The organism is Amycolatopsis dendrobii, assembly GCF_014145675.1.
GTDB lineage: Bacteria > Actinomycetota > Actinomycetes > Mycobacteriales > Pseudonocardiaceae > Amycolatopsis > Amycolatopsis dendrobii.
On the sequence record NZ_JACGZW010000030.1, the window covers coordinates 1 to 26,127 of the forward strand.

The window sequence follows — 26,127 nt, forward strand, 5'->3', positions numbered from 1 at the left end:
AAACGATGGCATGGCCGCATTGGACCCGCCGCACCGCTCCGCCGTCCAACAACCGACACGCGCGCTCGGACCACCTCCGGTTGTGCCCCGAGGTGACCGCCGGTGGGCGAGTCCTTTGCGGACCCACCCACCGGCGGTTCTTACTCTTCGAAATCGTCATCCGCGAGCAACGCGTACAACCGGCGACGGGCCTCGCGGAGCACCTTCCGCGCCTCCTCGCACTGCGCCTCGCTGCCCGTGTGCGCGACCTGCGCCGCGGCTCCCGCCAACTCGCCGATCTGCTGATACAGCGCCGCGAACCGGTCCGCCCCCGGCTCCTGGTCGCGAGCCGGAGACTCCCAGAGCGCGGCGAACTCCTCCTCGCGCCCCGCGACGTGCTCCCGCCCCGCCTCGGTGAGATGCGCGACCCGACGACCGCCCTCCTCCGCCGTGCGGACCAGGCCTTCGTCCTCGAGCTGCTGCAAAATCGGGTAAATGGACCCCGGGCTGGGCCGCCACTCGTCATTCGTGCGACGGCGGATCTCCTGCATCAGCTGGTAACCATGGCGAGGTTCCTCCGCCAGCAAGGCGAGGACCGCCGGACGCACCGGGCGGGCCGGACCTCGACCGCCGCGGGGCGGGCCGCCGAAAAACCCTCCTGGACCGCCAGGGCCGCCCGGTCCGCCGGGAAACCCGGGGAAGCCAGGGAACCCGGGAAACCCCGGCCGATGCGGCGGTCCAGGCGGACTGGGAGGCCCCGGAGGGAAGCCGCCACGGGCTTCGAAGACGGTGTCGTCCCAGGCTCCCTCGTCTCCAGGGTGACCGGGATGGCCGGGATGGCCGAAGTGCTCGCGGTGGCCGAAGTGCGCGTGATCCTCCCCTGACTCACCAGGAAGACCGGGGTGCCCGTGGTCCTCCCCCGACCCGCCCGGATGACCGTGGCGTTCCCCCGCCTCGCCCGGCGAGCCGGGGTGCCCGACCGCGTGCCAGCCCGGATGGCCAGGCCCGCCAAAGCCGACTCCCGGTCCCCCGAACAGCCCGCCCTGCCCGAACCCGGCGCCAGGCCCGCCGAACACCGCGTGCCGGCCGAACCCCGGGCCTCGCCCGCCGAACTGCCCAGGCCAGCCGCGCTCGTCGCCCGGCGCACCTCCCCAAGGCCACCCGTGCCCTTCCCCCGGCCCGCCCGGATGTCGCCCCCTCCCCTCGCCGGGCCCGTCGCCATGCGCCTCCGGCCCGCCGAACGGCACTCCCCGGCCTTCGTCACCAGGGCGAACCGGTCCGGGACGGCCGAAGCCGAACGGCACTCCGTGTCCACCGAAGCGTTCTGGGCCGCCGAAGCCCCGGAACAGGTGGTCTCCGCCTGCGGTCCTGGTCATGTCGTCCTCCTCCGTCGAACAATCGCCGATATGACCACGATATATCGGCGATTGTTCGACGGCAAGGACGCCCGCACCCAGCAGGCGGAAAGATCAGGAAGTCCCCGCGGGTGCGGTGGTCGCGCCTTCGCCGCCGAAGCGGATGGACTTCGCCTCCTTGCCGAGGGAGGTCAGCACGGCGACCGCGATGAGCACCGGGATCACAGTCCACAGCAGTGCGGCCGGATACCCCTGCGACTGCGCGATGCTCTGCTGGATCGGCAGGTTCAGCGCGGCCAGCAGGTTGCCGAGCTGATACGTGACACCCGGGAAGAAGCCGCGGATCGCGTCCGGGGACATCTCGGTCAGGTGCGCGGGGATGACGCCCCACGCGCCCTGCACCATGACCTGCATCAGGAACGACCCGAGCGCGAGCATCCCGGCCCCGTGGTCGACGGCGAAGATCGGGACGATCGGCAAGCCGAGCACCGCGGCGCCGACGATCGTCATCCGGCGGCCGAAGCGTTCCGACAGCGAGCCGAAAACCAGGCCGCCGATGATCGCGCCGACGTTGTACAGCACCGCGATCCAGGTGCTGGTCGCCGCGCTCAGGCCGGCACCGCCGTGGTCGGTCGCCTTCAGGAACGTCGGGTAGACGTCCTGCGTGCCGTGCGACATCCAGTTGAACGCGGTCATCAGCAGCACGAGATACCCGAACCGGCGCAGCACCTTCGGGTTGAACAGGACGTCCTTGACCGACGTCCGGGTGACGCGCATCTTCTCCTGCGCCGCCTCCCACACCTCGGATTCCTTGACCCGCGCCCGGATCAGCAGGCTGATCAGCGCCGGGAAGATGCTCAGCACGAAAATCCACCGCCACTCCAGGCCGAGTGCGGTGTGGAACAGCAGATACGCCAGCGCGGCCAGCAGGTACCCGGCGGAGTACCCGGCCTGCAGCAGCCCGGAGAAGAACCCGCGCCGCTCCACCGGGATCTTCTCCATCGCGAGCGCCGCGCCCAGGCCCCATTCGCCGCCCATGCCGATGCCGTAAACGAACCTCAGGATCAGCAGCACGGTGAAGTTCGGCGCGACCGCGCACAGCACGCCCGCCGCCGAGTACAACAGGACGTCGACCATCAGCGGAATCCGCCGTCCCGACCGGTCCGCCCACAGCCCGAACAGCAACGCGCCGACCGGACGCATGACGAGCGTCGCGGTGGTGATGAACGCCAGCTGAGTGGCGGTAGCCCCGAACGACTTGTCCTTCGCGATGTCCGCGAGCACGAACACGACCAGGAAATAGTCGAACGCGTCCATGCTCCAGCCGAGCCACGCGGCGAGGAACGAGTTCCGCTGATCGGCGCTGAGTTTGCGTTTTTCCTTGCCCCCCGCTGCGTTTTCGGTCACGGGCTTGGTCTACACCCGGCGCAGCGGCGAAGCAAGAGTCGCATGTGGACGCCCGCACTCCCTGACATACCAAGCAAAGCAGGACGAACCGGACGTTTCACAGTGGGCCGCGGATCAAATCGGAACCCGGGAACGCACCCGGCGGCCGATGTCCCGAGCCCACGCCCGGATCCGCTCCCAGTCACGAAAATCCCCGACCCGGTTGCCCCGCGCCATCACCTTCTCCAGCACACCGTCCGCAAGCGCCGGATCAAGCCGCCCGCCGAACGTCTCAGTACGCCCCGCGTCAATCGCCGCGGCCAGCAAGGTCACCCGCGCAGGCAAGCCAACCCTGGCCACATTCGCGCCAGGACCACAAGGTCCACTGTGGAACAACCACACCGGACGCACCCGCAACGCCTCGGTGTTGCGCTCAAGCAGCCGCACCGCTTCAGGCCGCCACCGCGCGTAGTAGAGCGCACTGCCGACCACCACCGCCGCATACCCAGCAACGCCGTCGACCTCACCCGCAGCACGCACGTCCACCGCGAACCCGGCAGCACGCAACTCCTCGCCGACCACTTCGGCGATCTCACGGGTGCCACCACGCTTGCCCGCGTACGCAACGAGGACGTTGATCATGTCCTTATTGTCCACCCCCAAGCCGCCCCACGCCCGCCCCCCGGCGCGCCCCACCCACGAACCGTCAGCACAATCACCCTTCGGGGTGCCCCACGCCACCCAAGACGGCCGACGTCGCCCGCCAGGGCGACGAGCCCATCAGGCCAGCGTCCGAGGCCGAGAAGCCAACCCTCCGAACACCGTCTGCACCAGCGCCAGCCCGATCAACACCCCGAGCGCAGGCGTCCAAGACGAAGCAGCGTCATGAACCGCGCCAATAACGACCGGCCCCAGCGCCGCGAGCGTATAGCCCGCGGACTGAGCCATCCCGGACAACGCCCCAGCGTCCGCATAATTCCTGGTGCGCAACCCAAACAGCGACAACGCCAACGCCAACGTGCTTCCACCGGCCAACCCGGCGAAGACCGCCCAAAGCACCGCGACCCCAGGCGCGACCAGCAACCCGGTCAACGCGACCGTCAACAACAACGACCCGGCAATCGCGACCGGCCGCTGATCAGGCAACCGATGAATCACCATGGAACAAACCAAGCTGCCGGCCAGCCCGGACAGATTGAACAGCAACTGGTGAAACCCAGCGGCCATCGAACTGATCCCCGCGGCATGCTCGATCGAAGACAACCAGGTCACCAGCACATAGAAAGCAAGCGACTGCAACCCCATGAAGACAGTGACCTGCCAGGCCAGCCAGCTCGTCCACGGCCGCACCACCCCAGCGGTACGCACAAGCGGTGCGGCACCGGAACGCCGTGACTGCGGCAGAAAAACCCCTAGCGCGACGAGCGCAAGACCAGCCCAGACCCCCAGCGAAAGCCGCCACCCACCAGCCTCTTGCCCGGCCAGCGGCACCGCGACCCCAGCAGCGATCGCGGCCACCCCGGACTGCACCGCGGTGTACGTACCGGTAACCGGCCCGATCCGCGCGGGGAAATCCCGTTTGACCAGTGCGGGAAGCAGGACGTTCAAGATCGCGATGGCGACCCCGAGCAGCGCGGTTCCAGTCCACAACAACAACTGAGGCGGAGTCGAACGCAGCAGGATCCCGACCGCGAGCAGCAGGACCGCCGCACCGAGCATCCGCTCAAGCCCGAGCTTCGCGGCAACCTTCGGCGCGATCGGCGAGCACCCAGCGAACGCAATGAGCGGAACGCTGACCAAGACAGACGCAGCTATCGAGGAAAGCCCCTGATCAGCCTGGACGAGCCCCAGAACGGGGTTGAGCGACGTGATCGCCGCACGCAGGTTCATCGCGATCAACAGCACGCCGGCAAGGACGAGCGCAGGCCTCATCGGGGTCCCGCGTTCAGCGGCAGCGGACCGGGCGGTCACCCGGCCTCCGCTCCGAAGACCGCTGAGGCAACCCGGCCTCCGCACCACCAAGCACCGGCAATCATCGGAACCCCCTGCCCCGGAGCAATCCAGCCCGCCCAATGCCGGAAGCCGCCGGCATCAGACTGGCTCACCGGTCCCGATCTTGCCCGCTCGGACGCCGAATCGGCAACAGCCACTTCGGTCTATCGCAGCGCCGCGGTCACGAACACCGGCGCGATCATGTCCATAATGGACTCAGTCGCCCGCGCGTCAATGCGCTCGTCTCCGGTCGCGGCGAACTCAGCCAGCTCCAGACCGGGAATGTCCACCGCCGGAATCGCCTCGAAAATCTCACGGATCTTGTGCGGCAAAGTCCGTCCGGAACGCGGTAATCGGCAGGCACCGTACCCGGTTCAAGCACGTCCCAGTCGATCTGCGCCCACACCCGCGCACCCCCGGCCAGGGTCGACACCCGCACCGTGCCCGCTGTCCCACACCCCGCACGCCCCGGCGAGCGCCATTCCGCCGAGATAACCCGACCTCGTGGTCTCCGGGGTATGGAAATCACCATGCGCGTCGATCCACAACACCACGCAGTCCGGATACGCGCGGAACGCAGCGGGCAACGTCGCGAGGCTGGCCGAACAAGTGTTAGCCGCGAGCACCGTTCGCCGCCTAGTCGCGACACTCGCCGAAACAGCTTGCGCCAGGCCGGAAAGCGTCTCTTCGGCAGCCGGGAGGCTGACCGTCCAGTCATCGTTCGCCGGGCCGGCCGACTTGCCGACATAACTCGGTTCGACGTCGTACCACTGCTTCAGCGCACGTGCCGTCCGAGCCGCGCCTTCGATCATTCCCGCGCCGCGGTCGCCGATGCGCCCCTGGGAAACGATCACTTCCGTCATCGCCTGTCTCCGATCAGGCAGGCGCCGCCGCCTCGTCCGGCTGCGCGGTTTCGGGCGCACGGAAGGAAAACGGGCAGGAATCGGTCCGGTCGGCATCTTCCTCGGGCAGACCGTACTGCCACCATTCCAGCCCGGCGACACCGTAGGAGCCGAGCTGACGGGCGCGCGGCGCACCGTCGTATCGGTCGATTCTCGCCCGGATGTTGTTGCGGACGTTGCGGCCGCTCGGGGTGTCGCCCGCGACGACGTCGAATCGTTCGCGCGGGTTGATCACGAGCACGAAGTGCTCGCCGAGGTTGCGGCTGCGCCGGACCTCGTGCGCGGGGCTGCTCATGTTGACGAACAAGGGCATCCCGTTGAAGCACATGGACCACGAGCTTTCGCCGGGGTCGGTGCCGACGTTCTCCGGCCACCGGGCCGGGTCGACGCGGTGCAGCTTCTGAAGCACCTCCCAGCCGAACGCCTGGTACCCGGCGACCGACCGGGCGGACACCGCCGCGGGGGAAAACACGATCAGCAGCGGGTACGCGGTGTCGAGATGACCGTTCCAATTCCGGGAAAGCTCGACGTAATCGGCGAGTTCGCGGCCGAGTCTCGCGATGGCGTCCGGCCCGGCGTCCTCGGCGAAGGCGAACAGCAGCAGACCCTTCCGGAACGCGTTTCTCGAGAAGACACACGGGAAACCACGGTCGGTGAGCCTGGACTCGACGTCGCGGAAAGCGCGGGCGCGCCAGCCGCTTCCGAACGTTTCGGCCTCCTGCTGGGTGATCAGGATGGTGCTGCGGGATTCAAGCAATCGGTGCATTCCGGCCCTCCGGGAATATTCTTCCTCGGGATACGCAGGTCCCCTCCGGCGTCCGGCCGGGCCGCGGTCGCGCGGCGGTGAGCGAGCCGCGATTCGGAGCCGCTGGCGGTTATTCCCCCACCGGACCAGCGCTGCCCCTCAGAACTCTATGGACCCCGGCCACCCCGCGCAGCGACCATCCGAGTGAACAATATTCTACGCGATTTCAAGGAATGGCGGATAATGTGTCGAGACAAGCCCCGGAACCGACCAATCCCCTTGCGGCGTCCGGCCCAATCCGCGGCCGGGACAGTGCGAGATAGCCCGCCATAACTGGTCCGGACCACTGAAAACGCCTGCCAGCACGAACAAATCCCTATTGTCCACAGTAGACCTTCGGAACGCTGAAGTTCCGGAAAGGAATCAACCGGTTCGCCCGGATGCTCCGCTGGCGGTACGCCGATCCGCCGATTCCGGATCCGGAGCATCACCCGCACGGCGGCGCGCTTTCGAAGACGTTCGACACTTCTTGGCGAACTGCTCATCGGTGCTTCATACGACAGGGGCGGCGCGTGCCGGATAAGATCACCGCACCGGATCCGGCATCGGCCAAGGGGAGCGACGATCGAAGACATGGACTGGGCCGCGCTCACGCGCATGCCCGCGAAGCGCATCGCGTACCGCCGCGAAACCTACTTCCGGGAAGGCGCTCGCGACATCGCCCGGTTCCTCGGCGACCGGACCGCCGACATCGTGCGCCGGCACGCCCTTCTCCTGGTCAAACCGGACGGCATCGCCGCGGGCAAGGTGCGCCCGGTGCTCGGCTGGCTGGGCGAGCAGGGATTCGCCGTCCAAACCGTGCAGCGTCCCGACCTGGACGGCCTGCGGTGGCGGGAGATGTGGCGGTACCAGCTGACGTCGGCCACGGTGGACCGGCTCGCGCTGAACGACCTGATCTATCGCGGCTCCGCCCTGCTGCTGCTCGTGCGCGACGAGCAGCCAGGGCCGATGCCCGCGACGATGCGGCTGGCCGCGCTGAAAGGCTCGGCCGATCCGCTGAAGCAGCAGCCCGGCACCCTGCGCGCCCTGCTGCACCAGCACAATCGCAACTTCAGCTACGTCCACGTCGCCGACGAGCCCGCCGACTTGATCCGGGAGATCGGCCTGCTGCTCGACCCGACACAGCGCCGGGAAGCACTGAACGCATTGGTCTCCGGCGCCCCGGCCGGTCTCCCGTTGCTCGAAGAAGCACTCGAAGCGGCCCCCGCCCCGCGGACCTTCGACGCCGACGAGGCCGCCGACGCGGTGGCAGACGCGCTCAAGCGAGCAGAGCACGGCGGCCGGGCGCTCGAATTGCTGGAACGCCTGCGGTTCGGGGAATTGGTGCCGTGGATCGAGGTCGCCGAGGCGGTCGCCGAAAGCGGAGCCGAGGTCGATCGCTGGGATCTCGCCGCGGCCGGGGCCGGCCTGATCGAATGCGACGAACCCGGTGAAGCGAAGCTCATCGCCAACCCGGATCCGGTGCACTGGGCCAAACCCCGGGCCAGGCGTCCGTTGTAGACCCGGCGCTACCGCATCCGCGCGGTCCACGCCTCCGCCGAAACGGCGGGCAGCAGCGCGTGCGGCACCGGACGCTCGTTGTGCACCACGAACGACGCGGTCACGATCACGTCCCAGCGGTCGGCCTTGTCGAAGGGCACCAGTTCGGCCAGTTCGTCCCAGCTGATCCGGTCCCCGCCCCCGACCACGTCCCGCAGCCGGGAAACCGCGGCCTCGCCCGTCATCGGGGCCAGCCGGGCCAGCGTCGCGTCGATGTCCAGGTCGTGCGCGGGGCAATCGGCTTCGATGGCGGCGATCTCGGCTCGCGCCTGTGCCGTGCGGTCCTCGGCGAGATGCGCCCGCAGGTCCTCGAGAAACCGGAGCCGTTCCGGACGGTCGAGGAAAATCGTCAGCTCGCGCACGATGTCCGCCGGTTCGTCGCCGACGTGCACGAAGTTCAGGATCCGGTTGGGCGGGTTCAGCTTCGTGCGCAAATGGTGCGGTTCGCGCTGGGCCGGATCGCCGACGCCCTTCAGCTCGCACAGCCGGACGGTCGCGGGCAATCCCGCGACCGGGCGGACGTCGCGGGCCAGGAACAGCAGCACATCGTTGGCGAGATACCAGAAAGTGCACAACTGCAGCCGGTCGACGGTGTAGATGTGCCAGTCGTAGCGCCACACCTCGCGCATCGAATGCCGGGTGTAGCCGAACCGCGTGGTGGCGACGGGTACGAAACCGTTGTCCGCCAGGTAATCCATGATCGGGCCGAGCCTGCGGCCGGCTACCGCGTCCGGTTTGACCACCAGCATCGCCAGTCCGCCGAGCACGCCGGTCGCGTCGCCGCCGAACACCGAAAGCACGTCCGCCCAGCCCTCGCGGAAGTACAGGTCGTAGCCGAAGACTTCGCGTTTCTCCGGCACGACCGACAACTGCCGCCATTCCGCGGCCGTCGGCATGCCGTCGACCCGGTCCTCCCTGCCCGGCGTCCAGATCATCCGCTCATCCTGCCACGACGGCACATTGCGTCAACTCCCTTTCATCGAGGACGGCGCCGGGCTGCCACGGTCCGCGGGTATCGTCGGCTGCCCGGACGACAGGAGGGTTGACGCGTGGCAAGGCAGCGGGTTCCGGTAGTGCTCGTCGCAGGTTTTCTCGGTGCGGGGAAGACCACGATGCTCAACCATCTGCTCGCCAACCGCCAAGGCGTCCGGGTCGGCGTGATCGTGAACGACTTCGGCCAGGTGAACATCGACGCGCTCGCGGTCGCCGGGCAGGTCGACACGATGGTTTCGCTGGGCAACGGCTGCCTGTGCTGTGCGGTCGACGCCAGCGGGCTGGACGCGATGCTGGGCAAGCTGTCGCGGCCTGAGGCCGGGATCGACGTGATCGTGGTGGAGGCGAGCGGGATCGCCGAGCCCCGCGATCTGCTGCGGCTGATGATCGCCAGCGAGAACCCGGATATCCGGTACGGCGGGCTGGTCGAGGTGGTCGACGCGGTCGAGTTCGAGGCGACGCGGGTGCGGCACCCGGAGCTGACCGAGCATGTGCGGGTTGCCGACCTGGTGGTTCTCAACAAGGTCGATCGGGCCGAGCCGGACGCGGTGGCCAAGGTTCGCGCTGTCGTGGAGGAGTACGCACCTGGAGTGCCGGTGCTTGAGACCGAGCGCGGGCGCGTTGATCCGGGGCTGTTTTTCGATCCCCGGCCTCGGGAAAGTTACGGGCAGTTGTCTTTTGACGATCTGCGCGAGCATGATCATTCCGAGCATTTGCACGCGCGGTACGAGAGCGTCGCGTTCACTGCTGAGCGGCCGCTTTCGCCTCGGCGGTTTCTCGCGTTTCTGGAGAGCCGTCCTGCCGGGCTTTACCGGGTCAAAGGGCAGGTGGATCTGGGGTCTCCCGAGTCCCGCTCTCGGTTCGGATTGCATACTGTCGGGGCGTTTGTGCAGGTGGAACGGTCGACCTGGCCGTCTGGGCCGCGGCGGACCGAACTGGTGCTGATTGGCGCCGGGATTGATTCCGCGGCCGTCGAACGGGAGCTCGCCGCTTGCCTGGCTGAGGACGATGTGCCTGATGAGCGGGGCCTTTTGCGCTTTCTGCGGTACCTGGACGAACCGGATGAGGGCGAAACGCGCCACGCCGAAGAAGCGTAAACGCGCGGGTTGGCGGCGTGGGAGTCGCACTATGTCTTCATAGCTCGGACCAGCCTCTTTGGAGGACTAGTTCCATGGCGGAGACGATTGCGGCCCGGTGGTACCTCGTGGGTGCGTTGCCGGAGGACGATCCGGTCGCGCATGTGATGACTCGGGCGGACGATCTGCGGTATCGGCGGTCTGCCTGCGGGGAGCGGGAATCACGGACTTGGACGCCGATCGATCTCACTGCCCAGGGGACTGGGCACGTCACGCCTTGCCCCGGGTGCGCGGGCACTTTGGCCGGAGTGCCGGTGGGGGTTGGCGCACAGGAGCAGTTGGCGTTTGACCTGCCGTTGGGGTGAGACGTGCCGGGTCACTCCTCGGCGGGCGCCTTCTTCGCCCGGCTCGGCGCGACCCGCGGCGGTTCGTTCGGCATCTTCGGGTACACCGGCGGCCATGGCGCGTCCATCAGCCCGCCGGCCAGGTCCTCTCGCGACATCTCCAGCAGCGCCTCGATCGACTGCGGCCGATCGTTCGCGCCAGCCCACGGATCTCCCCGTTCCGCGACCCGCGCCGGGACCGTCGACAGCGTCAAGGCGTCCGGATCCACTGTCGCCAGCTCGTCCCAGGCGATCGGCGCAGAAACCTGTCCGCCGGCCCTCGGCCGCACGCACCAAGCGCCGAAAACCGTTTTGTGCGGCGCATTCTGGTTGAAGTCCACGAAAACTCGCGAGCCGCGTTCTTCCTTCCACCACTGCGCGGTGATCAGGTCGGGATGCCGCCGTTCCAATGCCCTTGCCAACGCCACCGCGGCGGCCCGTACTTCGTAGCCGTCCCAGCGCGGTTCCAGCATTGAATACAAGTGCAGGCCGCGTGAACCGGAAGTCTTCACATAGACCTCGATCCCCAGCTCGGCGAGGAATTCCCGCACCAGCACGGCTGCCTCGCGCAGGTGCGGGAAGCCGATCCCGGGCGACGGATCCAGGTCGATGCGCAGTTCGTCCGCGATATCCAGCGCCGACGCGCGGTTCGGCCACACATGGAAGCCCAGGCAGCCCTGGTTGACCGCCCACAGGACGTGCGCCAGGTCCGCAGCCACCAGTGCGTCACTGGTGGTGCCGTTGGGGGTGGAGACGACGGCGGTGGTCAGCCAGGAAGGCGCGTTCTTGGGCGTGCGTTTTTGAAACCACGACTTTCCGCCCGCGCCGTCCGGATAGCGTTCGAGCAGCAAGGGGCGGCCGCCGAGCCGGTCGAGCAACGGGCCCGCGACAGCTTGGTAATAGCGGACGAGATCGAGCTTGGTTTCGCCTCGTTCCGGGAAATAAACCTTGTCCGGGCTGGAAATGGTCAGTTCCACGCCGTCCAGGTCGAGCGGCACGCCGCTCATCGGGCCTCCCCGAACAGATCCGCCAGTTCGGCGGGCGGGGCCTCGTCCAGTTGCGCGTAGGTGCACGATTCCGGGGTCCGGTCCGGGCGGAAGCGCACCAGTCGTCCGCCGTGGCGGAAACGGCCGCCTTGCAGGTGTTCGTAGCGCACTTCGGCGACCTGTTCCGGGCGCAGCGGTTCCCACGACAGGTCCTTGTCCGGGGCCCACCGGCTGTTGGCGCCCGGCCGGCGCACCTCGCCGGCCTGCCATTCCGCCCAGGTGCGCCACGGATGCCCGTCGAGCGCGTTCTCCCGCCACGGGGCCAGTTCCTCGACCAGCTCCCGCCGCCGCGCCGCGGTGAAGCTGCTCGCGACGCCGACGTGGTGCAGCGCCCCCTCCTCGTCGTACAGCCCGAGCAGCAGCGATCCGACGCCCTTGCCGTCCTTGTGCCACCGGAAACCCGCGACGACACAGTCCGCGGTGCGCTCGTGCTTCACCTTCAGCATCACGCGTTTGTCCTGCTCATACGGCAGATCGGCGGGTTTCGCCATGACCCCGTCGAAACCCGCGCCCTCGAACCGGGTGAACCAGTCCTGCGCGAGGTCCGGATCCGTCGTGAGCGGGGTCAGATGCACCCGCTGCAGACCGGTCGAGGGCGCGAAAATCCCCTCCAGCGCCCGCCGCCGCTCGGCGAACGGCTCCTCGGTCAGGTCCCGCTCGCCAAGCGCGAGCAAGTCGAACGCGACGAAGCTGGCCGGGGTCTCCTCCGCGAGCTTCCGGACGCGGCTGGCCGCCGGATGCAGCCGCAGCTGCAACGCCCCGAAGTCCAGCCCGCGCGGCGTGACCAGCACGATTTCGCCGTCGACGACGCATTTTCCCGGCAACGCGTCCCGCAGCAGCTCGACCAGTTCCGGGAAGTACCGGGTGAGCGGCCGGTCGTTGCGCGAGCCGAGTTCGACCTCGTCGCCGTCGCGGAACACGACGCACCGGAAGCCGTCCCACTTCGGCTCATACCAGAACCCGCCGCCGCGCGGCACCTCGTGCACGGCTTTGGCGAGCATCGGCCGCACCGGCGGCATCAGGGGTAGCTCCACCTGCGCGATCCTAAGCGGAACAGACGCTGACCTGCACCTTTTTACCAGCGCTTACCAGCGCGCCAGCACCAGCCCGCCGCGCGGTTTAGGCGTGAAGTACGTGGCCTTCCGCGGCATCCGACGCCCCGCCGCGTGCACCGCCTGCACCGTCTCGAACGGCACCGGGGCCAGTTGCACCACCGCGTCCGCGTCCGGCGGGACCGGGCTGCCCGGCAGCAGCGGGCGCACGTGCGGGCCGTCCGGGTCGAGGCCGAGCGCCGAGCCGAGGAGCGTCTGTTCCGCCACTTCGTGGTCGATGATCAGCGGGTCCGAACCCGGCAACCGCACCCGCAGCACGCGCGAGCCGGCCAGCACCACTGCCGTGCCGGGGCAGGAAGGCGGGGTCGCGTCGTCCGACCAGGCCACGTCCAGCCCTGCCTCCTGCCAAGCCGCGAACAGGCTCTCGGCAGAGCGTCCGGTCCCGAGAAGCACGCGGTTGATCGCCCGGATCTCCAGCTGCGAACCCGCCGTGATCAACGCCAGCAGCTGACCGCTCCCGGCAGCGGCCGCGACGCGGTGATTCCCGTCCGCCACCAGCAGATCGCTCGCCGACGCGGCCTCCAGCAGCCGTTCCTGCCTCTCCCCTGGCCGCACTACCCACAGCTCGTGCGGCAGCCCCGCACGGTCCACAGTGGACACATCAGGATCCGCCGAACTCGCCGCTTCCTTGACCGCCGCGGTCAGCTCCGCTCCGTCGCCGACCGGCACGAGCAGGGCGGCACTCGTCGCGCACCCGAGGCCGTCCAGCACGGCCGCGCGCTCGGCGACCACCTCCGGATACACCTCCTCGGTGTGCTTCACGTGCGCCCCGGCCGACGTCAGCTCCCGGACGTCGACCAGGCACAGCACGCCCGCGATCGTCTCGCCGATCCGGTACGCCGCGACGAATCCCGTCTCCGGCCGGTAATGGCCGGTCAGCAGCCGTTCGAGCGTCGCCCGCGCCTCCGGCAGCGCGGCCTCGACGTCCAGCCCGGCGGCCAGCGCAGCGGGCGTCCGCGCGGGATGCTGCGCGGCCAGCAGCGTGTCCCCTTCCGCCGCCGCGAGCGCCCTCGTCACCGCCTCCGGTTCGGCGAACTCGTCGACATCCGGCCCCGGCACCGCGCCCTGAACGACCCAGCCCCGGCCGATCGGCCGCACCCATCTGTCCATCCCTCCATGATGGCGGTCCGGCGGACCCCCGGGCACCGATCGATCGGCTGGGGAATGCTTGCCCGGGCGAAGGAGTTTATTCCCGGCATGGGTAGCACGAGCAGTCCGCCCGCGGCGAAACGCGCCGCCGTAGGCCTTCGATCCGAGCGGGGACCCGTCCTCGCCGCTGTCATGCTGAGCACCGGCCTCGTGGCCCTCGACAGCACCATCATCGCCACCGCGGTCCCGTCGGTGGTCCGCGACCTCGGCGGGTTTTCCCAGTTCCCGTGGCTGTTCTCGATCTACCTGCTCACCCAGGCGGTCACCGTGCCGCTGTACGGCAAGTTCGCCGACGTCCTCGGCCGCCGCCCGGTGATGTTCTTCGGCATCGCCGCGTTCCTGGTCGGCTCGGTGCTGTGCGGGGTCGCGTGGAGCATGCCGGTGCTGATCGCGGCGCGCGCGGTGCAGGGCATCGGCGCGGGCGCGGTCCAGCCGATCAGCATGACGATGGTCGGCGATCTGTACACGGTCGAGGAACGCGCCCGGGTGCAGGGCTACCTCGCCGGCGTGTGGGCGGTCGCCTCGGTGATCGGGCCGACGCTCGGCGGCGTGTTCGCCGAATACCTCAGCTGGCGGTGGATCTTCTTCGTCAACCTGCCGCTCGGCGCGCTCGCCGCGTGGATGCTCTACCGCAAGTTCACCGAGCAGGTGAACCGCACCCGGCACAAGGTCGACTACGCCGGCGCGACCCTGCTGACGCTCGGCTGCGCGCTGCTGATCCTTGCCCTGCTGGAAGGCGGGGTCGCGTGGAGCTGGACCTCAGCGCCGAGCCTGGCGATCTTCGCCGTCGCGGTCCTGATGCTGGTCACGTTCGTACTGGTCGAGCGGCGTGCGGAGGAACCCGTGCTGCCGCTCTGGGTGTTCACCCGCCGCACCCTGATCGGCGGGAATCTCGTCGCGCTCGTCACCGGCGCGGTGCTGCTGGGCTTCAGCTCGTTCCTGCCCACGTATTCCGAGGGCGTGCTCGGCACGGACGCGCTCACCGCGGGTTTCGCGCTGGCCGCGCTGACGATCGGCTGGCCGATCGCGGCGTCGCTGTCCGGAAAGATCTACCTGCGGATCGGATTCCGCGACACCGCGCTGATCGGCACCGGATTCCTGCTCGTCGGGGCGGTCATGGCCGCGTTTCTCGGCCTCGACTCAGTGGTCTGGATGGCCGCGGCTGCGGTGTTCGTGGTGGGGATCGGGCTCGGGCTTTCCTCCAGTCCGACGGTCGTGGCCGTGCAGTCCACCGTCGGCTGGGAGCGCCGCGGCGTGGTGACCGCGACCAACATGTTCAGCCGTTCGCTGGGCAGCGCGGTCGGCACGGCCGTCTTCGGCGCGATCGCCAACGCGACCCTCGCGGGCCGGTTCGCGAACCCGCCCGCAGAGGTCGCCGGACACCTTCCGGAGAGCGTCGACGCCACCAGCCGCGTCCTCAGCGGCACGCACGACAACTCGCCGGCGACGGCGTACGTGCGCGAATCGCTCGCCGGGGCCACGCACAACGTGTTCCTCGCGATCGTCGCCGTCTCGGTGGTGAGCGTCGTCGCGCTGCTGCTCATGCCCCGCAAGACCGAACAGCTGACGTTCTAGTTCTGCAGCGGCACGAGTTCGCGCACGAAATCGTCGAGGAACTGCCGGTAGTCGCCGGAGTAGCCCGGCCGGACCACGAATTTCGTGAGTCCGGCCTCGACGTGCTGCTCGATCATCCGGCGCGCCTCGGCCCAGCTGGCAGGCACGAGGTCGGTGGCCGGACGGCCCGGATTGCGCTTCTCGGCCACCGCCCGCAGCCGTTCCGGGATCCCGTGCAGCGCCAAGACCATGCTCAGCCCGAAATGGTCCGATTCGATCTCGCGGTCGGCTTCGGCGGCGGCTTCCTGGATCGCCAGCCGCGCCGCGCGGGACTGCTCCGGCGTGTGGAAACTGCCGAGCCACCCGTCGGACAACCGGCCCGCTCGACGTAATGCGGCAGGCGCGGCCCCGCCGACCCAGACGTCGAGCCGTTTCGCCGGACGCGGCCCGATCGTCACGCCGTCGACCTGGAAAAACTCGCCGTCGAAGGACACGTTGTCCTGTTCGAGCAACAGCCGCAGCAACGCGAGCGACTCGTCGAAGACCGCCGCGCGTCGGCCCTCCGGCACCGGGAACAGGCCGCGTTCCGCGGGCTGCGCGGGCAGCAGGCCGAACACCGGAAGCACGCGTTTCGGAGCCAGCCCGGCCAGCGTGACCAGCTGTTTCGCGACCAGCACCGGATTCCGGCCGGGGAGAATCGCCACGCCCGTGCCGAGTTTGAGCCGTTCGGTGCGGGCCAGCGCGTGCGTCATCCCGATCAACGGGTCGACATCCGGCGAATAGACCGCTTCCGACAGCCACAGCGAGTCGACGCCCGCCGCCTCGGTCAGCTCGGCCAAACCGGTGAATTCCGCCGGCCCGGTCCCGAGTCCCGGAGCCACCCCCACCCGGATCTTGTCCACGCTCGCTCCGCTCTGTCGGCACGTTTCCTTCGACAGAACCGGATTGCGGCGCGAGTTCTTCCTTCTCAGGCGGTCGCTTCGATGACCCGGCCCAGCGCGGCGTGCAGCGCCTCCAGTTCGGAGACCTCCATGCCGAGCCGCTCCACGACGCGATACGGGATTTTCTCCGCTTCGGCGCGCAGTTCCCGGCCCTTCCCGGTGAGCTCGACCGTCAGCTGACGCTCGTCGGCCCGGCTGCGGCCGCGGGTCACGTACCCGATCGCCTCCAGCCGTTTGAGCAGCGGGGACAGCGTCGCGGGCTCGTGCCGCAACGCCGTGCTGAGGTCCTTCACCGACCGCGGCGACTGTTCCCACAGCGCCAGCATCACCAGGTACTGCGGATGGGTCAGCCCGTGCGGCTCCAGCAGCGGCCGGTAAATCGCGATCACGCTGCGCGAGGCGACCGACAGCGCGAAGCACACCTGCCGGTCGAGCTTCAGCGGGTCCTCGCCAAGGTCGATCTCGGCCACTCGTCCTCCTCGTGCTCGGGCCCACTCTAGCGCGGGCTGCACCACACTATTAGTTAGTGTACTAATCATTAGGGTACTGTGGCGGCAGACCCCGAGGAGGAACGATGACCGACCGGCCCGGCGTTCTCCGCTGGTTCGCCTACGCCGTGAGCGGACGGCTTCCCGAGCGCTACCGCGACTGGCTGCTGCACGACGCGACGTCCAAGCACTGGAAGGCCCGGCACGTCCTGCGCGCGACGGTGGGCATCGCGCCGCTGTGCCTGGTCTGGCTGCTGCTGCCGGCCCCGCTCGGGCTGCGGCTCGCGATCGTGCTGATGGCCGCGCTGGTGTCGTACTTCTACTCGTGCGCGTACATGGAGGAAAGCATCGACCACCGGTTGTCCCGCAACGGTTTCCCGCCCGGAACCGGCAAGCGGGTCCGCCGCGAGAAAGCCGCCGCGGCCAACGCCGAGGCGACCGCCCGCTACATCGCGGCCTACCGGCGAAACTCCGCCGACTAGACTCGGGAGCCGATGAGACGCAAGCGCCCGGCCCCGATCCCGCCTCGGCACGGCTTAGACCCCGCACGGCTGCGGCTGCCCGAGGAAGGTCCGTGGACGACGCTGCTGGAACACCTGGTCGAACGTCTTCCCCGGGTCGCCCCCGCACGGATCGAGGAAATGCTGCACGAGCAGCGGATCCACGGCGAGGACGGTCCGCTGGGAATCGACGCGGCGTACATCCCCGGTTCGTTCGTCTGGTTCCACCGCGATCTGCCGGACGAGGTCCCGGTGCCGTTCGACGTCACCGTCCTGCACCGTGACGATCACCTGCTCGTGGTCGACAAACCGCACTTCCTGGCGACCATCCCGCGCGGACGGCACGTCCTGGAAACCGCTTTGGTGCGCCTCCGCCGTTCGCTGGACCTGCCCGCCCTCTCCCCTGCCCACCGGCTCGACCGCGTGACGGCCGGGCTGGTGATGTTCGTGATCACGCCGTCCGCGCGCGGGGCGTACCAGACGATGTTCCGCGATCGGTTGGTGCACAAGGAATACGAGGCGATCGCGCCCTACGATCCCGGCCTTGAGCTGCCCCGGACCGTGCACAGCAGGATCGTGAAGGAACGCGGCGTGCTCGCCGCGCAGGAGGTTGCCGGGCCGCCGAACGCCGAGTCCACAGTGGAGCTTCTCGAACACCGGGACAGGCTGGGCCGTTATCGCCTCACGCCCGCTACCGGCCGCACGCACCAGCTGCGGGTGCACATGTGTTCGTTGGGGATTCCGATCCTTGGCGACGATTTTTATCCGGAGCTGCACGAGAAACCGCTCGACGACTTCACGAAACCCTTGCAGCTGCTGGCGAAAGTGCTGGAATTCGACGATCCGCTGACCGGTGAGCACCGCCGGTTCACCAGCCGCCGGACGCTCGCGGCGTGGGATTCGCTCGACAAGTGGGCTAGTTGACAGCTACCGCGAGGAAATGCGCGCTGGCATTGATCAAGAGCGGGTCTTGCTCGACCAGGCGGGCACAGCGGAGGGCCGCGTCCACGCGCGCGTCGAATTCCTCGATGCCGGCCACGTCCAGCGCGGGCCAAGCCGGGCCTTCCACTCCGCACACGGAAATCTCGTTCAGACCAGCGGTTTCCAGCTCGTCGCGCAGTTCGTCCGCGGTGTGGAAATGCGCGGGCACGAAGCCGACGTGGCCGTCGTAGCTGCCCGTATCGACCACGGCTCTCACCGCTGGACTCAACTGTTCGGTGAGCTGGCCGTTGGTTCCGGTCTCCATGACTGAGAGATAACGGCTAATGGCCGCCGCGAACAAAATGCCGCCCGGACGAAGTACGCGCCGGGCTTCGGCAAGCGCTCGCTCGCGATCACCGGATTCAGTCAAGTGGTAGAGCGGACCCATTAACAGCACGACATCCGCGCTGTGGTCCGGCCACGCCAACGCTCGCGCGTCGCCGACTTCCGCTGTGACGCCTTCGATCTCGGCTGCCGCCGCGACATGCGAGGCCACCGGATCGACTACGTGCACCGAATGTCCGTCCGCGGCCAGCCATCGGGCGTGCACCCCGGTCGCCCCGCCGACGTCGAGCACTCTCTGCCCGGTCGCCGGCATCGCCCTGCGGACAAGTTCTTGCGTCCGCCGGAATTCCAGTCTGCCGTGCGGCGATCTGACGAGCCGCGTGTTCTCGGTGGTCTCGGCGTTGTAGTGCTCAACCAAAGTCATGGCCGCAACAGTGACCGAATTCCCCTGCCGAGGCAACGGAATTCCGGCCGGACGGGCGCCAGGCGGCGGCAGGCACCCGTCCGGGCGATCACCGGGTCCAGAACTTGATTCCGCTCCACTGCACGGTAATCGGCCCAGCCCCGCTCGCCGTCCGGTACGACCCGAACTTGTCGTAATAACTACCCGATGGGCTGGCGTCGGTCTGCTTCAGCGAGCCGTTGATGTACACCTTGTGGGAGCTGCCCACTTGATTGATCGTGTTGACCCGCACCGAGGTCCCGACCGTCGCGCCGGTCGCCACCGTCTGGCCGTTCTCGACGGTGTAGAGGCGGCCGCCCTTTTCCACCGCCAGCAGGAAGTACGGCCCGGCGTTCGAACCGTCGCGGAACGTCTGCTTCAGGCTGATCCGCGAACCGCCCATGCTGGTGATCTTGAAGGAACCCTCGAACTGGTGCGTGCCGCCGGCGTAGGTCTCGTAGCGGCGCTCGGCGCGCTGTTCGCCGCTGCCGTCGGAGCAGGTCAGCTTGAAGGTGAGCCCGCTGATCTGGCCGCAGCCCTTCTGCTGCTCCTTGTACCCCGGCGACCAGGATTTCCAGGTGCCGCCGCCGACCTGGGCGTTCGCGACCGGGGCGAGAATCGCGAGCCCGCACACCGCCGCCGCCAGTGCTCCGCCGATCCGGGTTCTCGTGCGCACGTGCCAACCTCCGTGGAACTCAGGGCGGCGGTAGCGGTACAGGTCCAGACCACTGGCTGATCACTGTAAGTCCCCGGCCGGTCGCGGACAAGGGCTCCTCCCTTGACGACTTTGTTTGTCACTGCTTGGCTCAGGGGATGCAGGACGTCGAAGTGATCGAGGACCCCGCCGTCGCGGCGGCCGCGCTGGACCCGGTGCGCGCCCGCCTGCTGGCCGCGCTGACCGAACCGGCGTCCGCCGCGGCGCTGGCCGCCCGAGTGGGCCTGACCAGGCAAAAGGTCAACTACCACCTGCGCGCGCTCGAATCGCACGGCCTGGTGGAACCCGCCGGAACCCGGCAATGGGGCGGCCTGACCGAACGCCTTTTCGCCGCCACCGCCGGCGCCTACCTGGTCTCCCCCGCCGCCCTCGGCGCCGCCGGTTCCGCCAGCGTGCAACCGGACCGCCTGTCGGTCGGCTACCTGCTCGCCGTCGCCGGACGCACCCTGCGCGAGGTCGCGGGCCTGGCCCGACGCGCGGCTCGCGCGGGCAAACCGCTCTCGACGCTGACCCTGGACACGGAAATCGCCTTCGCTTCCGCCCGCGACCGGTCTGCTTTCACCGACGAGCTGACCACCCTCGTGACCGACCTCGTGTCCCGCTACCACAACGAATCCGCCCCCGACGCCCGCCTCCACCGCCTCGTCGTCACCGCGCATCCCAAGCCCGCCGAGTAGTTCATCCGAACAGGTGTTCGAATATCGTGTAGATTGGAGGCATGAGTCAGGCATTTCAGGGCTCGCTGTTCGGTGCCAGCGGGCCGGCCACGCTGGGCCCGCTGTCCGACGTGCAGCGCACCGAACTGGGTCAAGGCGCGTGGATCGACGTGCTTCCCGGGTGGCTCGACGGTTCGGACGAGCTGTACGAACACCTGGCGGCCGAGGTCCCCTGGTACGCGGAGCGCCGCCAGATGTACGACCGGGTCGTCGCCGTGCCGCGTCTGCTGTGCTTCTACCGTGAGCACGCTCCCTTGCCGCATCCCGTCCTCACCGAGGCCCGAGAGGCACTGTCCGCCCACTACGCAGCCGAACTGGGCGAACCGTTCCGTACGGCCGGACTCTGCTATTACCGCGACGGCCAGGACAGCGTCGCCTGGCACGGCGACGACCTAGGCCGCGGCCGGACCGAGGACACCATGGTGGCGATCCTGTCTGTCGGCGCCGCCCGCCACCTGGCCCTACGCCCAAGAGGCGGCGGAGATTCAGTGCGGTACCCGCTGGGGCACGGAGACTTGATCGTGATGGGCGGGTCCTGCCAGAGGACGTGGGAACACGCGATCCCGAAGACGGCGCGGGCGGTGGGCCCGCGGATCAGCATCCAGTTCCGGCCGCGAGGGGTGCGATGAGGTGAGCAGCCCGGCGAGGGCGGTGCCGCGGCGGGCTTCGACCACCTGCGCGGACCTGGTCCGACCGCGTCGCCTCCGCCCATGACGAGTGCGCTGTTGGGTCGGTTAGACCGTCTTGTGCGTTCCTGAGCGCACCGCGGATTACACCGCGCGACCGTTCACACCACTCGCACGCCGCCGGCCCGACGAAGCCGCTTCGCGCACCCACCGATGCGGCCGTCCCGCGCGCACGCCGTCGGTGCGGCCACCGCCCAAGTCATCCGCCGGCCGAATCCACCGCATCCGACAGCAGCCGAGCGCCGCGCCAACCCAGCCGCACGAGCCCTCACGCACCGACCGAGCACCGGCCCGCCCCGAGGCATCCACCCGAGCCGCCCCGGCCGTCCAGCGACCCGGAATCAGTCCACCAGCACCGGCAGCGAATCAAGCCCGTACACGATCGACACCTTCCGGAACTCCAGCTCCTCCGGCTGCACCGCCAGCCGCAGGTTCGGGAAGCGCCGGACCAGGGCCGGGTATGCCGCCCGCAGCTCCATCCGGCCCAGCTCCGCGCCGATGCACCGGTGGATCCCGTACCCGAACGCCAGGTGCGAGGACGGCTCGCGGGTCGGGTCGAAGCGGTCCATGTCGCCCTTGCCGAGCACCGGGTCGCGGTCCGCGACCGACAGCGACACCAGCACGATGTCGCCCTCGCTGATGTGCACGCCCGCGATGTCCATGTCCTGCTTCGCGAACCGCGGGAACGCCATCTGCACCACCGTCAGGTAGCGCAGCAGTTCCTCGACGAACCGGTGCACCGAATCGTCGTCGCCGCGGACCGCCTCGAACGCGGCCGGATCGCGCAGCACCACCAGCGCGCCCAGCGCCAGCATGCTCGCCGTGGTCTCGAGGCCGCCGGTCAGGATGCCGTCGGCGAGGCCGGCGAGCTCGCGGTCGTCGATCTCGTCGCCGTGCTCCTTGATCAGCATGCCGAGCAGGCCGTCGCCGGGCTGTTCGCGCTGCTTGCGCACGATCTCCAGCAGGTACCCCAGCGACTCCGAGATCGCCCCCAGCGACGCGCCCGCACCGCTGAACAGGTCGAACCGCGCGGTGCTCAGCCGCTGGAAGTCCGCCCGGTCCTCGTAGGACACGCCGAGCAGTTCGCAGATCGTGAGCGACGGGATCGGCAGCGCGAACTGCTCCCACAGGTCCACCGGACCGTCCGCGGCGGCCATCGCGTCCAGCTGGTCCGCGACGATCTCGTCGATCCGCGGCGTCAGCCGGGAAAGCCTGCGCATCGTGAACTCGGGCGTCAGCAGCTTCCGCAGGCGCGTGTGGACCGGCGGGTCGGCGAATCCGAGGCCGCCCGGGTTCTGGTCCTCGGTGACGCCCGCGTTGCCGACGAGGTTCGTGAAGTCGTTGCTGAACTCCGTGCCCTTCCCGAGGACGGCCTTGGCCTCCTCGTAGCCGGTCACGAGCCAGGCGTTCATCCCGAACGGCAGGTCCAGCTTGCTGATCGGCGCCTCGCCGCGCAGCCTGCCGAGGTCCGGAACCGGGTCGAGACCCTGGCGGCGCAACGGCTCCAGCGCCGAATCCGGCAGCAGCGCCATCTTCTCGAGATCGAAACCGCGCTTCTGCTGGCGGGCGATGTACCGGCGGCCCGCCCAGGCGAGGATGCGCGAACGAAGACTCCCCATGGCGGCGACAGTACCGCAACCACCCCTTCCGCCGGTCCCGGGCGGAGACGCCCGTCACCCTGTGACCAGCGCCGGTCCACAGTGGACTCCCGTCACCCGGCCAGGTGACGGCTCCCGGGAATTGTCAGACCCCCCGGACAGAATGGCCCGCATCGCCAGTGACCGGCATGACCTGCGTGACCGGCCGGTCGCAGCCGGTGAAAGTACGCGACGACGAGGCGAGTCCCGTGAGAGGCTCGCAGAGAAAGGGAGGAACCGGACATGACTGCGGCGCTGATCGGGCGGGCCCACCCCGCCGCGACCTTGCGTGCGCAGCTCTCGCGCGCCACCGCCAGCCACGGCGGCCTCGCTCTGGTCGCCGGCGAGGCCGGAATCGGCAAAACCACACTGGTCAGCGCACTGGCCGACGACGCACGAGAAGCAGGCGCGCTCGTTCTCGGCGGCACCTGCTGGGAGTCCGGGGCCGCGCCGGGCTATTGGCCATGGGTCCAGGTCATGCGTTCGCTCCGCCGCGAAGCCGCTCCGCACGAATGGGCCGTCGCCAGCTCGCCGACGCTGTCCGCGCTGCTCGGCGAAACCCCCGAACCACCCGCCGACGACGGTTTCGAACTGCCGGACGCGGTCACCCGAGCACTGGTCACCGTGGCACAGGACCGGCCAGTGGTCGTCATCCTCGACGATTTGCACTGGGCCGACCCGGCGTCGCTGCGGCTGCTCGAATTCGCGGCCCGGCACACCTGGTTCGAGCGATTGCTGCTCATCGGCACCTACCGCGACGTCGAGGTGGACGCGCCCAGCCATCCTCTGCACGAGCTGATGCTGCCGCTGGTCGCGAAAGCAACCACGATCACGCTCACCGGCTTGGACGAAACCGGAGTCGCCGAGCTGATGAGCCGCACCGCGGGCGCGGATCCGGGCGCCGAGCTGGCCATCGACGTCCAGCGCCGCACCGGCGGCAACCCGTTCTTCGTCGAGCAAACAGCGCGGTTGTGGCGCAGCGGGAACACCGTGTCCGCAGTCGCGCCCGGCGTCGCCGACGCACTCCAGCGACGGCTGTCCCTTCTCCCCCGCCCAGTCACCGATCTGCTCACCAACGCGGCGGTGCTCGGCCGCGAGTTCTCGCTCCAGCTGCTCGCCGCCACCGCCGGCGCGCCCGCCGCCCAGGTCGACCACCTGCTCACCCGCGCCGTAGCCGCCCGGCTCGTTGTCGCACTTGGCGAAGGCCGTTTCTCCTTCGCGCACGACCTGGTACGGGAGTCGAGATACGCCGAGCTGACGCCCACCGAAGCACAACGCCGCCACGCAGCCGTGGTGCGCGCCGGCGAACACACCCCAACCTTGGTCGGCGTCGCCGAACGCGCCCGGCACGCCTACCTCGCCCATACCGAACTCGACCCGAAGCACGTAATCCGCTTATTGCTCGCCGCGGCCAAGGACGCAGGCGCCCGGATGGCATTCGAGGAGTCAGTCGCACACCTGCGCCGAGCCCGCGAACGAGCGGCAGACGACCGCAGCCAAGCCGTCGTCGCGCTGGAATTGGCCACCGCACTATGGCGCTTCGAGGCGAAAGACGAAGCCTGGCTCCTCTGCGAAGAGGCGGTCGCCCTGGCTCGCCAAGAGGACAACGCGAACCTCCTGGCCCGCGCCGCCCTCACCCTGTCGAAATTCGGCACCGGCGGTGCGCAGCGCGAGTTCACCGTTCAAGTTCTCCGCGAGGCACACGAAAAACTGTGCGGCGGCAACGCGGCCGAACCCCTCTCGCTGGACCGCATCAGACTGGAACTCACCGCTCGCGCCACGATCCTCGCCCGCGACGACGAGGACGACGACGCACTGGCGTTCACTTTGTGGGCCAGGCACGACGCGATCTGGGGCCTGGGCAGCGGTGCCGAACGCGAGCGCCTCACCGACGAACTCGCCGCCATCGCGCGGCGCACCGGCGACCGGGAGAACGAGTTCTTCGCGGCCTCGCTCAAGTGGGTCGCGTTGCTGGAACAGGGAGATCCGCGATATCTGGACCAGTTCCACGTGTTCCAAGGGATCGCCGACGAAGGCGTGCAAGCCGCGAAACTGGCGGAAGCGATCGACCGCAGCATCATCTGCGCGTTCCGCGGCCGCTTCGGAGAAGCCGACGAAGCACTCGCGGAAGCACTGGCCGCACCGGAAATCTTCGGCAGCAATGATTACGGCTACATGCCCGATCAATTGCGCTGGAGCGCCCTGCTGGTGCAAGGCCGCTTCGCCGAGGCCGCTGACCTCCCGGCAAAAATGGCCGACTCGGGTTTCCCGCACCCAGCTCTGCTGCGCACCCTCACCGCAGCACTCGCCGGCGACGCAGCCACCACCCGGCACGAACTGTCCGAAGCACTCGCTGACGGCCCCTACGCCCGCGCCTTCACTCCGCTGTGGCTGCGTTGCCAAGCCCAAGCCGCCGTCGTACTGAAAGACCGCGCAGCGGCAGAACGCTTGTTGCGCGAGCTTTCCCCGCACTCCGGAGAATGGCTGGTCTCCCTGTACGGCTGCGAATTGAGCGGCCCGGTAGACCTGTGGACCGGCCTGCTGCACAAAACCCTCGGCGATCACGAAACAGCCGCTGCCCACCTCACCGCCGCCGCCCGCTCCGCAGACCGGCTACGTGCCCGCCCCTGGGCCGTCGAAGCCCGCAACCACCTGGCAAGCACCTTGCTGGACCTAGGCGACACCGACCGCGCCACCGCCCTAGCCGATGCCGTCACCGCCGAAGCCGCCGAACTAGGCCTGCACCACATCACCGCCCACCTCCGCCCCGCGACCCCGCCACCTCCTGCTGCCGCCAACGAATTCCACCGAACCGACGCAGTCTGGACCCTGCGCTTCGCCGGCCGCGAAGTACGCATGCCAGACGCGAAGGGCCTGCGAGACTTGAACTACCTGCTGAGCAGACCAGGCACCGAAATCCCCGCAGCACAACTGCTCTCCCCCGACTGCGGCCAAGAATCCGAAGCCACCCGCACCTTCAGCGGCGACCCCATCCTGGACGACACCGCGAAAGCCGCCTACCGCCGCCGCCTGGACCAACTGGACGAGGCGATCGACGCCGCCGCCCTCCGCGGCGACGACGCCAAAGCCGCCACCCTGGACACCGAACGAGCCGCCCTGCTCGACGAACTCCGAACATCGACCGGCTTGTCCGGCCGAACCCGCCGCCTAGGCGACGAAACGGAACGCGCCCGCAAAGCCGTGACCGCCCGCATCCGCGACACCATCCGCAAACTGACCGACCTCCACCCGGAACTGGCCGACCACCTCCGCCACACCATCACGACGGGCTCGTCCTGCAGCTACCACCCGGAGACACCTACGACCTGGCGTTTGTGACCGCGGGCGCGCCCGGCCGGCCGCGCACGGCGTCAGGGAAGGAAAAGCAAGGAGAAACAGAGACAGGAGACAACAACAACCGGCACCACCGCACCACCGCACCACCGCACCACCGCACCACCGCAC

At 69.1% G+C, this 26,127-nt stretch carries 24 protein-coding genes; 8 read left to right on the forward strand and 16 right to left on the reverse strand.

From position 1 onward, the window contains the following. Window positions 1-140 precede the first annotated feature (140 nt). The 7 genes from H4281_RS46725 to H4281_RS44620 form a co-directional block, all read right to left on the reverse strand. Window positions 141-587, reverse strand: coding sequence for a PadR family transcriptional regulator (locus tag H4281_RS46725; RefSeq protein ID WP_182896880.1), 447 nt, complete (start codon window positions 585-587; stop codon window positions 141-143). An 861-nt stretch (window positions 588-1,448) separates the two neighbouring features. After that, window positions 1,449-2,651, reverse strand: coding sequence for an MFS transporter (locus H4281_RS44600; protein WP_220508818.1), 1,203 nt, complete (start codon window positions 2,649-2,651; stop codon window positions 1,449-1,451). Window positions 2,652-2,855: 204 nt separating this feature from the next. Then, window positions 2,856-3,362 carry a flavodoxin domain-containing protein gene (locus tag H4281_RS44605; RefSeq protein WP_182896882.1) on the reverse strand — a complete coding sequence of 169 codons (507 nt, stop codon included), beginning with the start codon at window positions 3,360-3,362 and terminating at the stop codon, window positions 2,856-2,858. 138 nt (window positions 3,363-3,500) lie between these two features. Further along, the gene (locus tag H4281_RS44610; RefSeq protein ID WP_182896883.1) at window positions 3,501-4,652 is read right to left on the reverse strand and encodes a CynX/NimT family MFS transporter; all 1,152 of its coding nucleotides are present in this window, start codon (window positions 4,650-4,652) and stop codon (window positions 3,501-3,503) included. Window positions 4,653-4,876: 224 nt separating this feature from the next. Further along, window positions 4,877-5,044: a hypothetical protein gene (locus H4281_RS45315; RefSeq protein WP_220508816.1), complete on the reverse strand. Its 168-nt coding sequence runs from the start codon at window positions 5,042-5,044 to the stop codon at window positions 4,877-4,879. Between the two features lie 42 nt (window positions 5,045-5,086). Then, complete coding sequence (locus H4281_RS44615) at window positions 5,087-5,575, reverse strand: arginase family protein (protein ID WP_220508817.1); 489 nt, start codon at window positions 5,573-5,575, stop codon at window positions 5,087-5,089. A gap of 13 nt (window positions 5,576-5,588) precedes the next feature. Beyond that, window positions 5,589-6,380 carry a YqcI/YcgG family protein gene (locus tag H4281_RS44620; RefSeq protein WP_182896884.1) on the reverse strand — a complete coding sequence of 264 codons (792 nt, stop codon included), beginning with the start codon at window positions 6,378-6,380 and terminating at the stop codon, window positions 5,589-5,591. 612 nt (window positions 6,381-6,992) lie between these two features. Between H4281_RS44620 and H4281_RS44625 the strand changes: the two genes are divergently transcribed. Next, complete coding sequence (locus H4281_RS44625; RefSeq protein WP_182896885.1) at window positions 6,993-7,919, forward strand: nucleoside-diphosphate kinase; 927 nt, start codon at window positions 6,993-6,995, stop codon at window positions 7,917-7,919. Window positions 7,920-7,927: 8 nt separating this feature from the next. Here the strand turns inward: H4281_RS44625 and H4281_RS44630 are convergent, their stop codons facing one another. Beyond that, window positions 7,928-8,893, reverse strand: a complete 966-nt coding sequence (locus H4281_RS44630; protein WP_182896886.1) for a nucleoside-diphosphate kinase — start codon at window positions 8,891-8,893, stop codon at window positions 7,928-7,930. 114 nt (window positions 8,894-9,007) lie between these two features. Between H4281_RS44630 and H4281_RS44635 the strand changes: the two genes are divergently transcribed. After that, a complete protein-coding gene (locus H4281_RS44635) occupies window positions 9,008-10,048 on the forward strand; it encodes a CobW family GTP-binding protein (RefSeq protein WP_182896887.1) in 1,041 nt (346 codons plus the stop codon). Between the two features lie 355 nt (window positions 10,049-10,403). On the opposite strand, the gene ligD is transcribed toward H4281_RS44635, so the two are convergent. Genes ligD through H4281_RS44650 form a run of 3 tightly spaced genes read right to left on the reverse strand, consistent with a single transcriptional unit; the run spans window position 10,404 to window position 13,678 of the window. Further along, window positions 10,404-11,417, reverse strand: coding sequence for a non-homologous end-joining DNA ligase (gene ligD / locus H4281_RS44640; RefSeq protein ID WP_182896888.1), 1,014 nt, complete (start codon window positions 11,415-11,417; stop codon window positions 10,404-10,406). Then, the gene (locus H4281_RS44645; RefSeq protein ID WP_182896889.1) at window positions 11,414-12,490 is read right to left on the reverse strand and encodes an ATP-dependent DNA ligase; all 1,077 of its coding nucleotides are present in this window, start codon (window positions 12,488-12,490) and stop codon (window positions 11,414-11,416) included. The genes ligD and H4281_RS44645 overlap by 4 nt, the downstream gene beginning before the upstream one ends. Before the next feature lie 51 nt (window positions 12,491-12,541). Then, on the reverse strand, window positions 12,542-13,678 hold the full coding sequence (locus H4281_RS44650) for a DUF1015 family protein (protein WP_182896890.1): 1,137 nt from the start codon (window positions 13,676-13,678) through the stop codon (window positions 12,542-12,544). Between the two features lie 87 nt (window positions 13,679-13,765). Between H4281_RS44650 and H4281_RS44655 the strand changes: the two genes are divergently transcribed. Further along, window positions 13,766-15,292, forward strand: a complete 1,527-nt coding sequence (locus tag H4281_RS44655; protein WP_182896891.1) for an MDR family MFS transporter — start codon at window positions 13,766-13,768, stop codon at window positions 15,290-15,292. Here the strand turns inward: H4281_RS44655 and H4281_RS44660 are convergent. After that, on the reverse strand, window positions 15,289-16,173 hold the full coding sequence (locus H4281_RS44660) for a TIGR03854 family LLM class F420-dependent oxidoreductase (protein WP_182896892.1): 885 nt from the start codon (window positions 16,171-16,173) through the stop codon (window positions 15,289-15,291). The two genes, H4281_RS44655 and H4281_RS44660, sit on opposite strands and share 4 nt — an antisense overlap. A 65-nt stretch (window positions 16,174-16,238) precedes the next feature. Then, window positions 16,239-16,682 (reverse strand): MarR family winged helix-turn-helix transcriptional regulator, encoded by a 444-nt coding sequence (locus H4281_RS44665; RefSeq protein ID WP_182896893.1) that lies wholly within the window; start codon window positions 16,680-16,682, stop codon window positions 16,239-16,241. Window positions 16,683-16,786: 104 nt separating this feature from the next. Between H4281_RS44665 and H4281_RS44670 the strand changes: the two genes are divergently transcribed. Beyond that, window positions 16,787-17,182, forward strand: a complete 396-nt coding sequence (locus H4281_RS44670; protein WP_182896894.1) for a DUF5313 domain-containing protein — start codon at window positions 16,787-16,789, stop codon at window positions 17,180-17,182. Window positions 17,183-17,194: 12 nt separating this feature from the next. Beyond that, window positions 17,195-18,124 carry an RluA family pseudouridine synthase gene (locus H4281_RS44675; RefSeq protein ID WP_182896895.1) on the forward strand — a complete coding sequence of 310 codons (930 nt, stop codon included), beginning with the start codon at window positions 17,195-17,197 and terminating at the stop codon, window positions 18,122-18,124. Here the strand turns inward: H4281_RS44675 and H4281_RS44680 are convergent. After that, on the reverse strand, window positions 18,117-18,890 hold the full coding sequence (locus tag H4281_RS44680) for a class I SAM-dependent methyltransferase (protein WP_182896896.1): 774 nt from the start codon (window positions 18,888-18,890) through the stop codon (window positions 18,117-18,119). The genes H4281_RS44675 and H4281_RS44680 overlap by 8 nt on opposite strands. 88 nt (window positions 18,891-18,978) lie before the next feature. Beyond that, complete coding sequence (locus H4281_RS44685) at window positions 18,979-19,584, reverse strand: hypothetical protein (RefSeq protein WP_182896897.1); 606 nt, start codon at window positions 19,582-19,584, stop codon at window positions 18,979-18,981. A 137-nt stretch (window positions 19,585-19,721) separates the two neighbouring features. On the opposite strand from H4281_RS44685, the gene H4281_RS44690 reads away from it, so the two are divergent. Next, window positions 19,722-20,300 (forward strand): ArsR/SmtB family transcription factor, encoded by a 579-nt coding sequence (locus tag H4281_RS44690; RefSeq protein ID WP_182896898.1) that lies wholly within the window; start codon window positions 19,722-19,724, stop codon window positions 20,298-20,300. A 41-nt stretch (window positions 20,301-20,341) separates the two neighbouring features. Next, a complete protein-coding gene (locus H4281_RS44695) occupies window positions 20,342-20,968 on the forward strand; it encodes an alpha-ketoglutarate-dependent dioxygenase AlkB (protein WP_182896899.1) in 627 nt (208 codons plus the stop codon). Window positions 20,969-21,366: 398 nt separating this feature from the next. On the opposite strand, the gene H4281_RS44700 is transcribed toward H4281_RS44695, so the two are convergent. Next, window positions 21,367-22,644, reverse strand: coding sequence for a cytochrome P450 (locus tag H4281_RS44700; protein ID WP_182896900.1), 1,278 nt, complete (start codon window positions 22,642-22,644; stop codon window positions 21,367-21,369). 261 nt (window positions 22,645-22,905) lie between these two features. Here H4281_RS44700 and H4281_RS44705 point away from each other — a divergent pair, with 261 nt between their 5' ends. Beyond that, window positions 22,906-26,001 (forward strand): ATP-binding protein, encoded by a 3,096-nt coding sequence (locus H4281_RS44705; RefSeq protein ID WP_182896901.1) that lies wholly within the window; start codon window positions 22,906-22,908, stop codon window positions 25,999-26,001. Window positions 26,002-26,127 lie beyond the last annotated feature (126 nt).

Coding starts and splice junctions, on each gene's coding strand:
- H4281_RS44600 (WP_220508818.1), bottom strand. CDS start 2,651: ATGGACGCGTTCGACTATTTCCTGGTCGTGTTCGTGCTCGCGGACATC.
- H4281_RS44605 (WP_182896882.1), bottom strand. CDS start 3,362: ATGATCAACGTCCTCGTTGCGTACGCGGGCAAGCGTGGTGGCACCCGT.
- H4281_RS44610 (WP_182896883.1), bottom strand. CDS start 4,652: ATGAGGCCTGCGCTCGTCCTTGCCGGCGTGCTGTTGATCGCGATGAAC.
- H4281_RS44615 (WP_220508817.1), bottom strand. CDS start 5,575: ATGACGGAAGTGATCGTTTCCCAGGGGCGCATCGGCGACCGCGGCGCG.
- H4281_RS44620 (WP_182896884.1), bottom strand. CDS start 6,380: ATGCACCGATTGCTTGAATCCCGCAGCACCATCCTGATCACCCAGCAG.
- H4281_RS44625 (WP_182896885.1), top strand. CDS start 6,993: ATGGACTGGGCCGCGCTCACGCGCATGCCCGCGAAGCGCATCGCGTAC.
- H4281_RS44630 (WP_182896886.1), bottom strand. CDS start 8,893: ATGATCTGGACGCCGGGCAGGGAGGACCGGGTCGACGGCATGCCGACG.
- ligD (WP_182896888.1), bottom strand. CDS start 11,417: ATGAGCGGCGTGCCGCTCGACCTGGACGGCGTGGAACTGACCATTTCC.
- H4281_RS44650 (WP_182896890.1), bottom strand. CDS start 13,678: ATGGACAGATGGGTGCGGCCGATCGGCCGGGGCTGGGTCGTTCAGGGC.
- H4281_RS44655 (WP_182896891.1), top strand. CDS start 13,766: ATGGGTAGCACGAGCAGTCCGCCCGCGGCGAAACGCGCCGCCGTAGGC.
- H4281_RS44670 (WP_182896894.1), top strand. CDS start 16,787: ATGACCGACCGGCCCGGCGTTCTCCGCTGGTTCGCCTACGCCGTGAGC.
- H4281_RS44675 (WP_182896895.1), top strand. CDS start 17,195: ATGAGACGCAAGCGCCCGGCCCCGATCCCGCCTCGGCACGGCTTAGAC.
- H4281_RS44680 (WP_182896896.1), bottom strand. CDS start 18,890: ATGACTTTGGTTGAGCACTACAACGCCGAGACCACCGAGAACACGCGG.
- H4281_RS44690 (WP_182896898.1), top strand. CDS start 19,722: ATGCAGGACGTCGAAGTGATCGAGGACCCCGCCGTCGCGGCGGCCGCG.
- H4281_RS44695 (WP_182896899.1), top strand. CDS start 20,342: ATGAGTCAGGCATTTCAGGGCTCGCTGTTCGGTGCCAGCGGGCCGGCC.
- H4281_RS44700 (WP_182896900.1), bottom strand. CDS start 22,644: ATGGGGAGTCTTCGTTCGCGCATCCTCGCCTGGGCGGGCCGCCGGTAC.
- H4281_RS44705 (WP_182896901.1), top strand. CDS start 22,906: ATGACTGCGGCGCTGATCGGGCGGGCCCACCCCGCCGCGACCTTGCGT.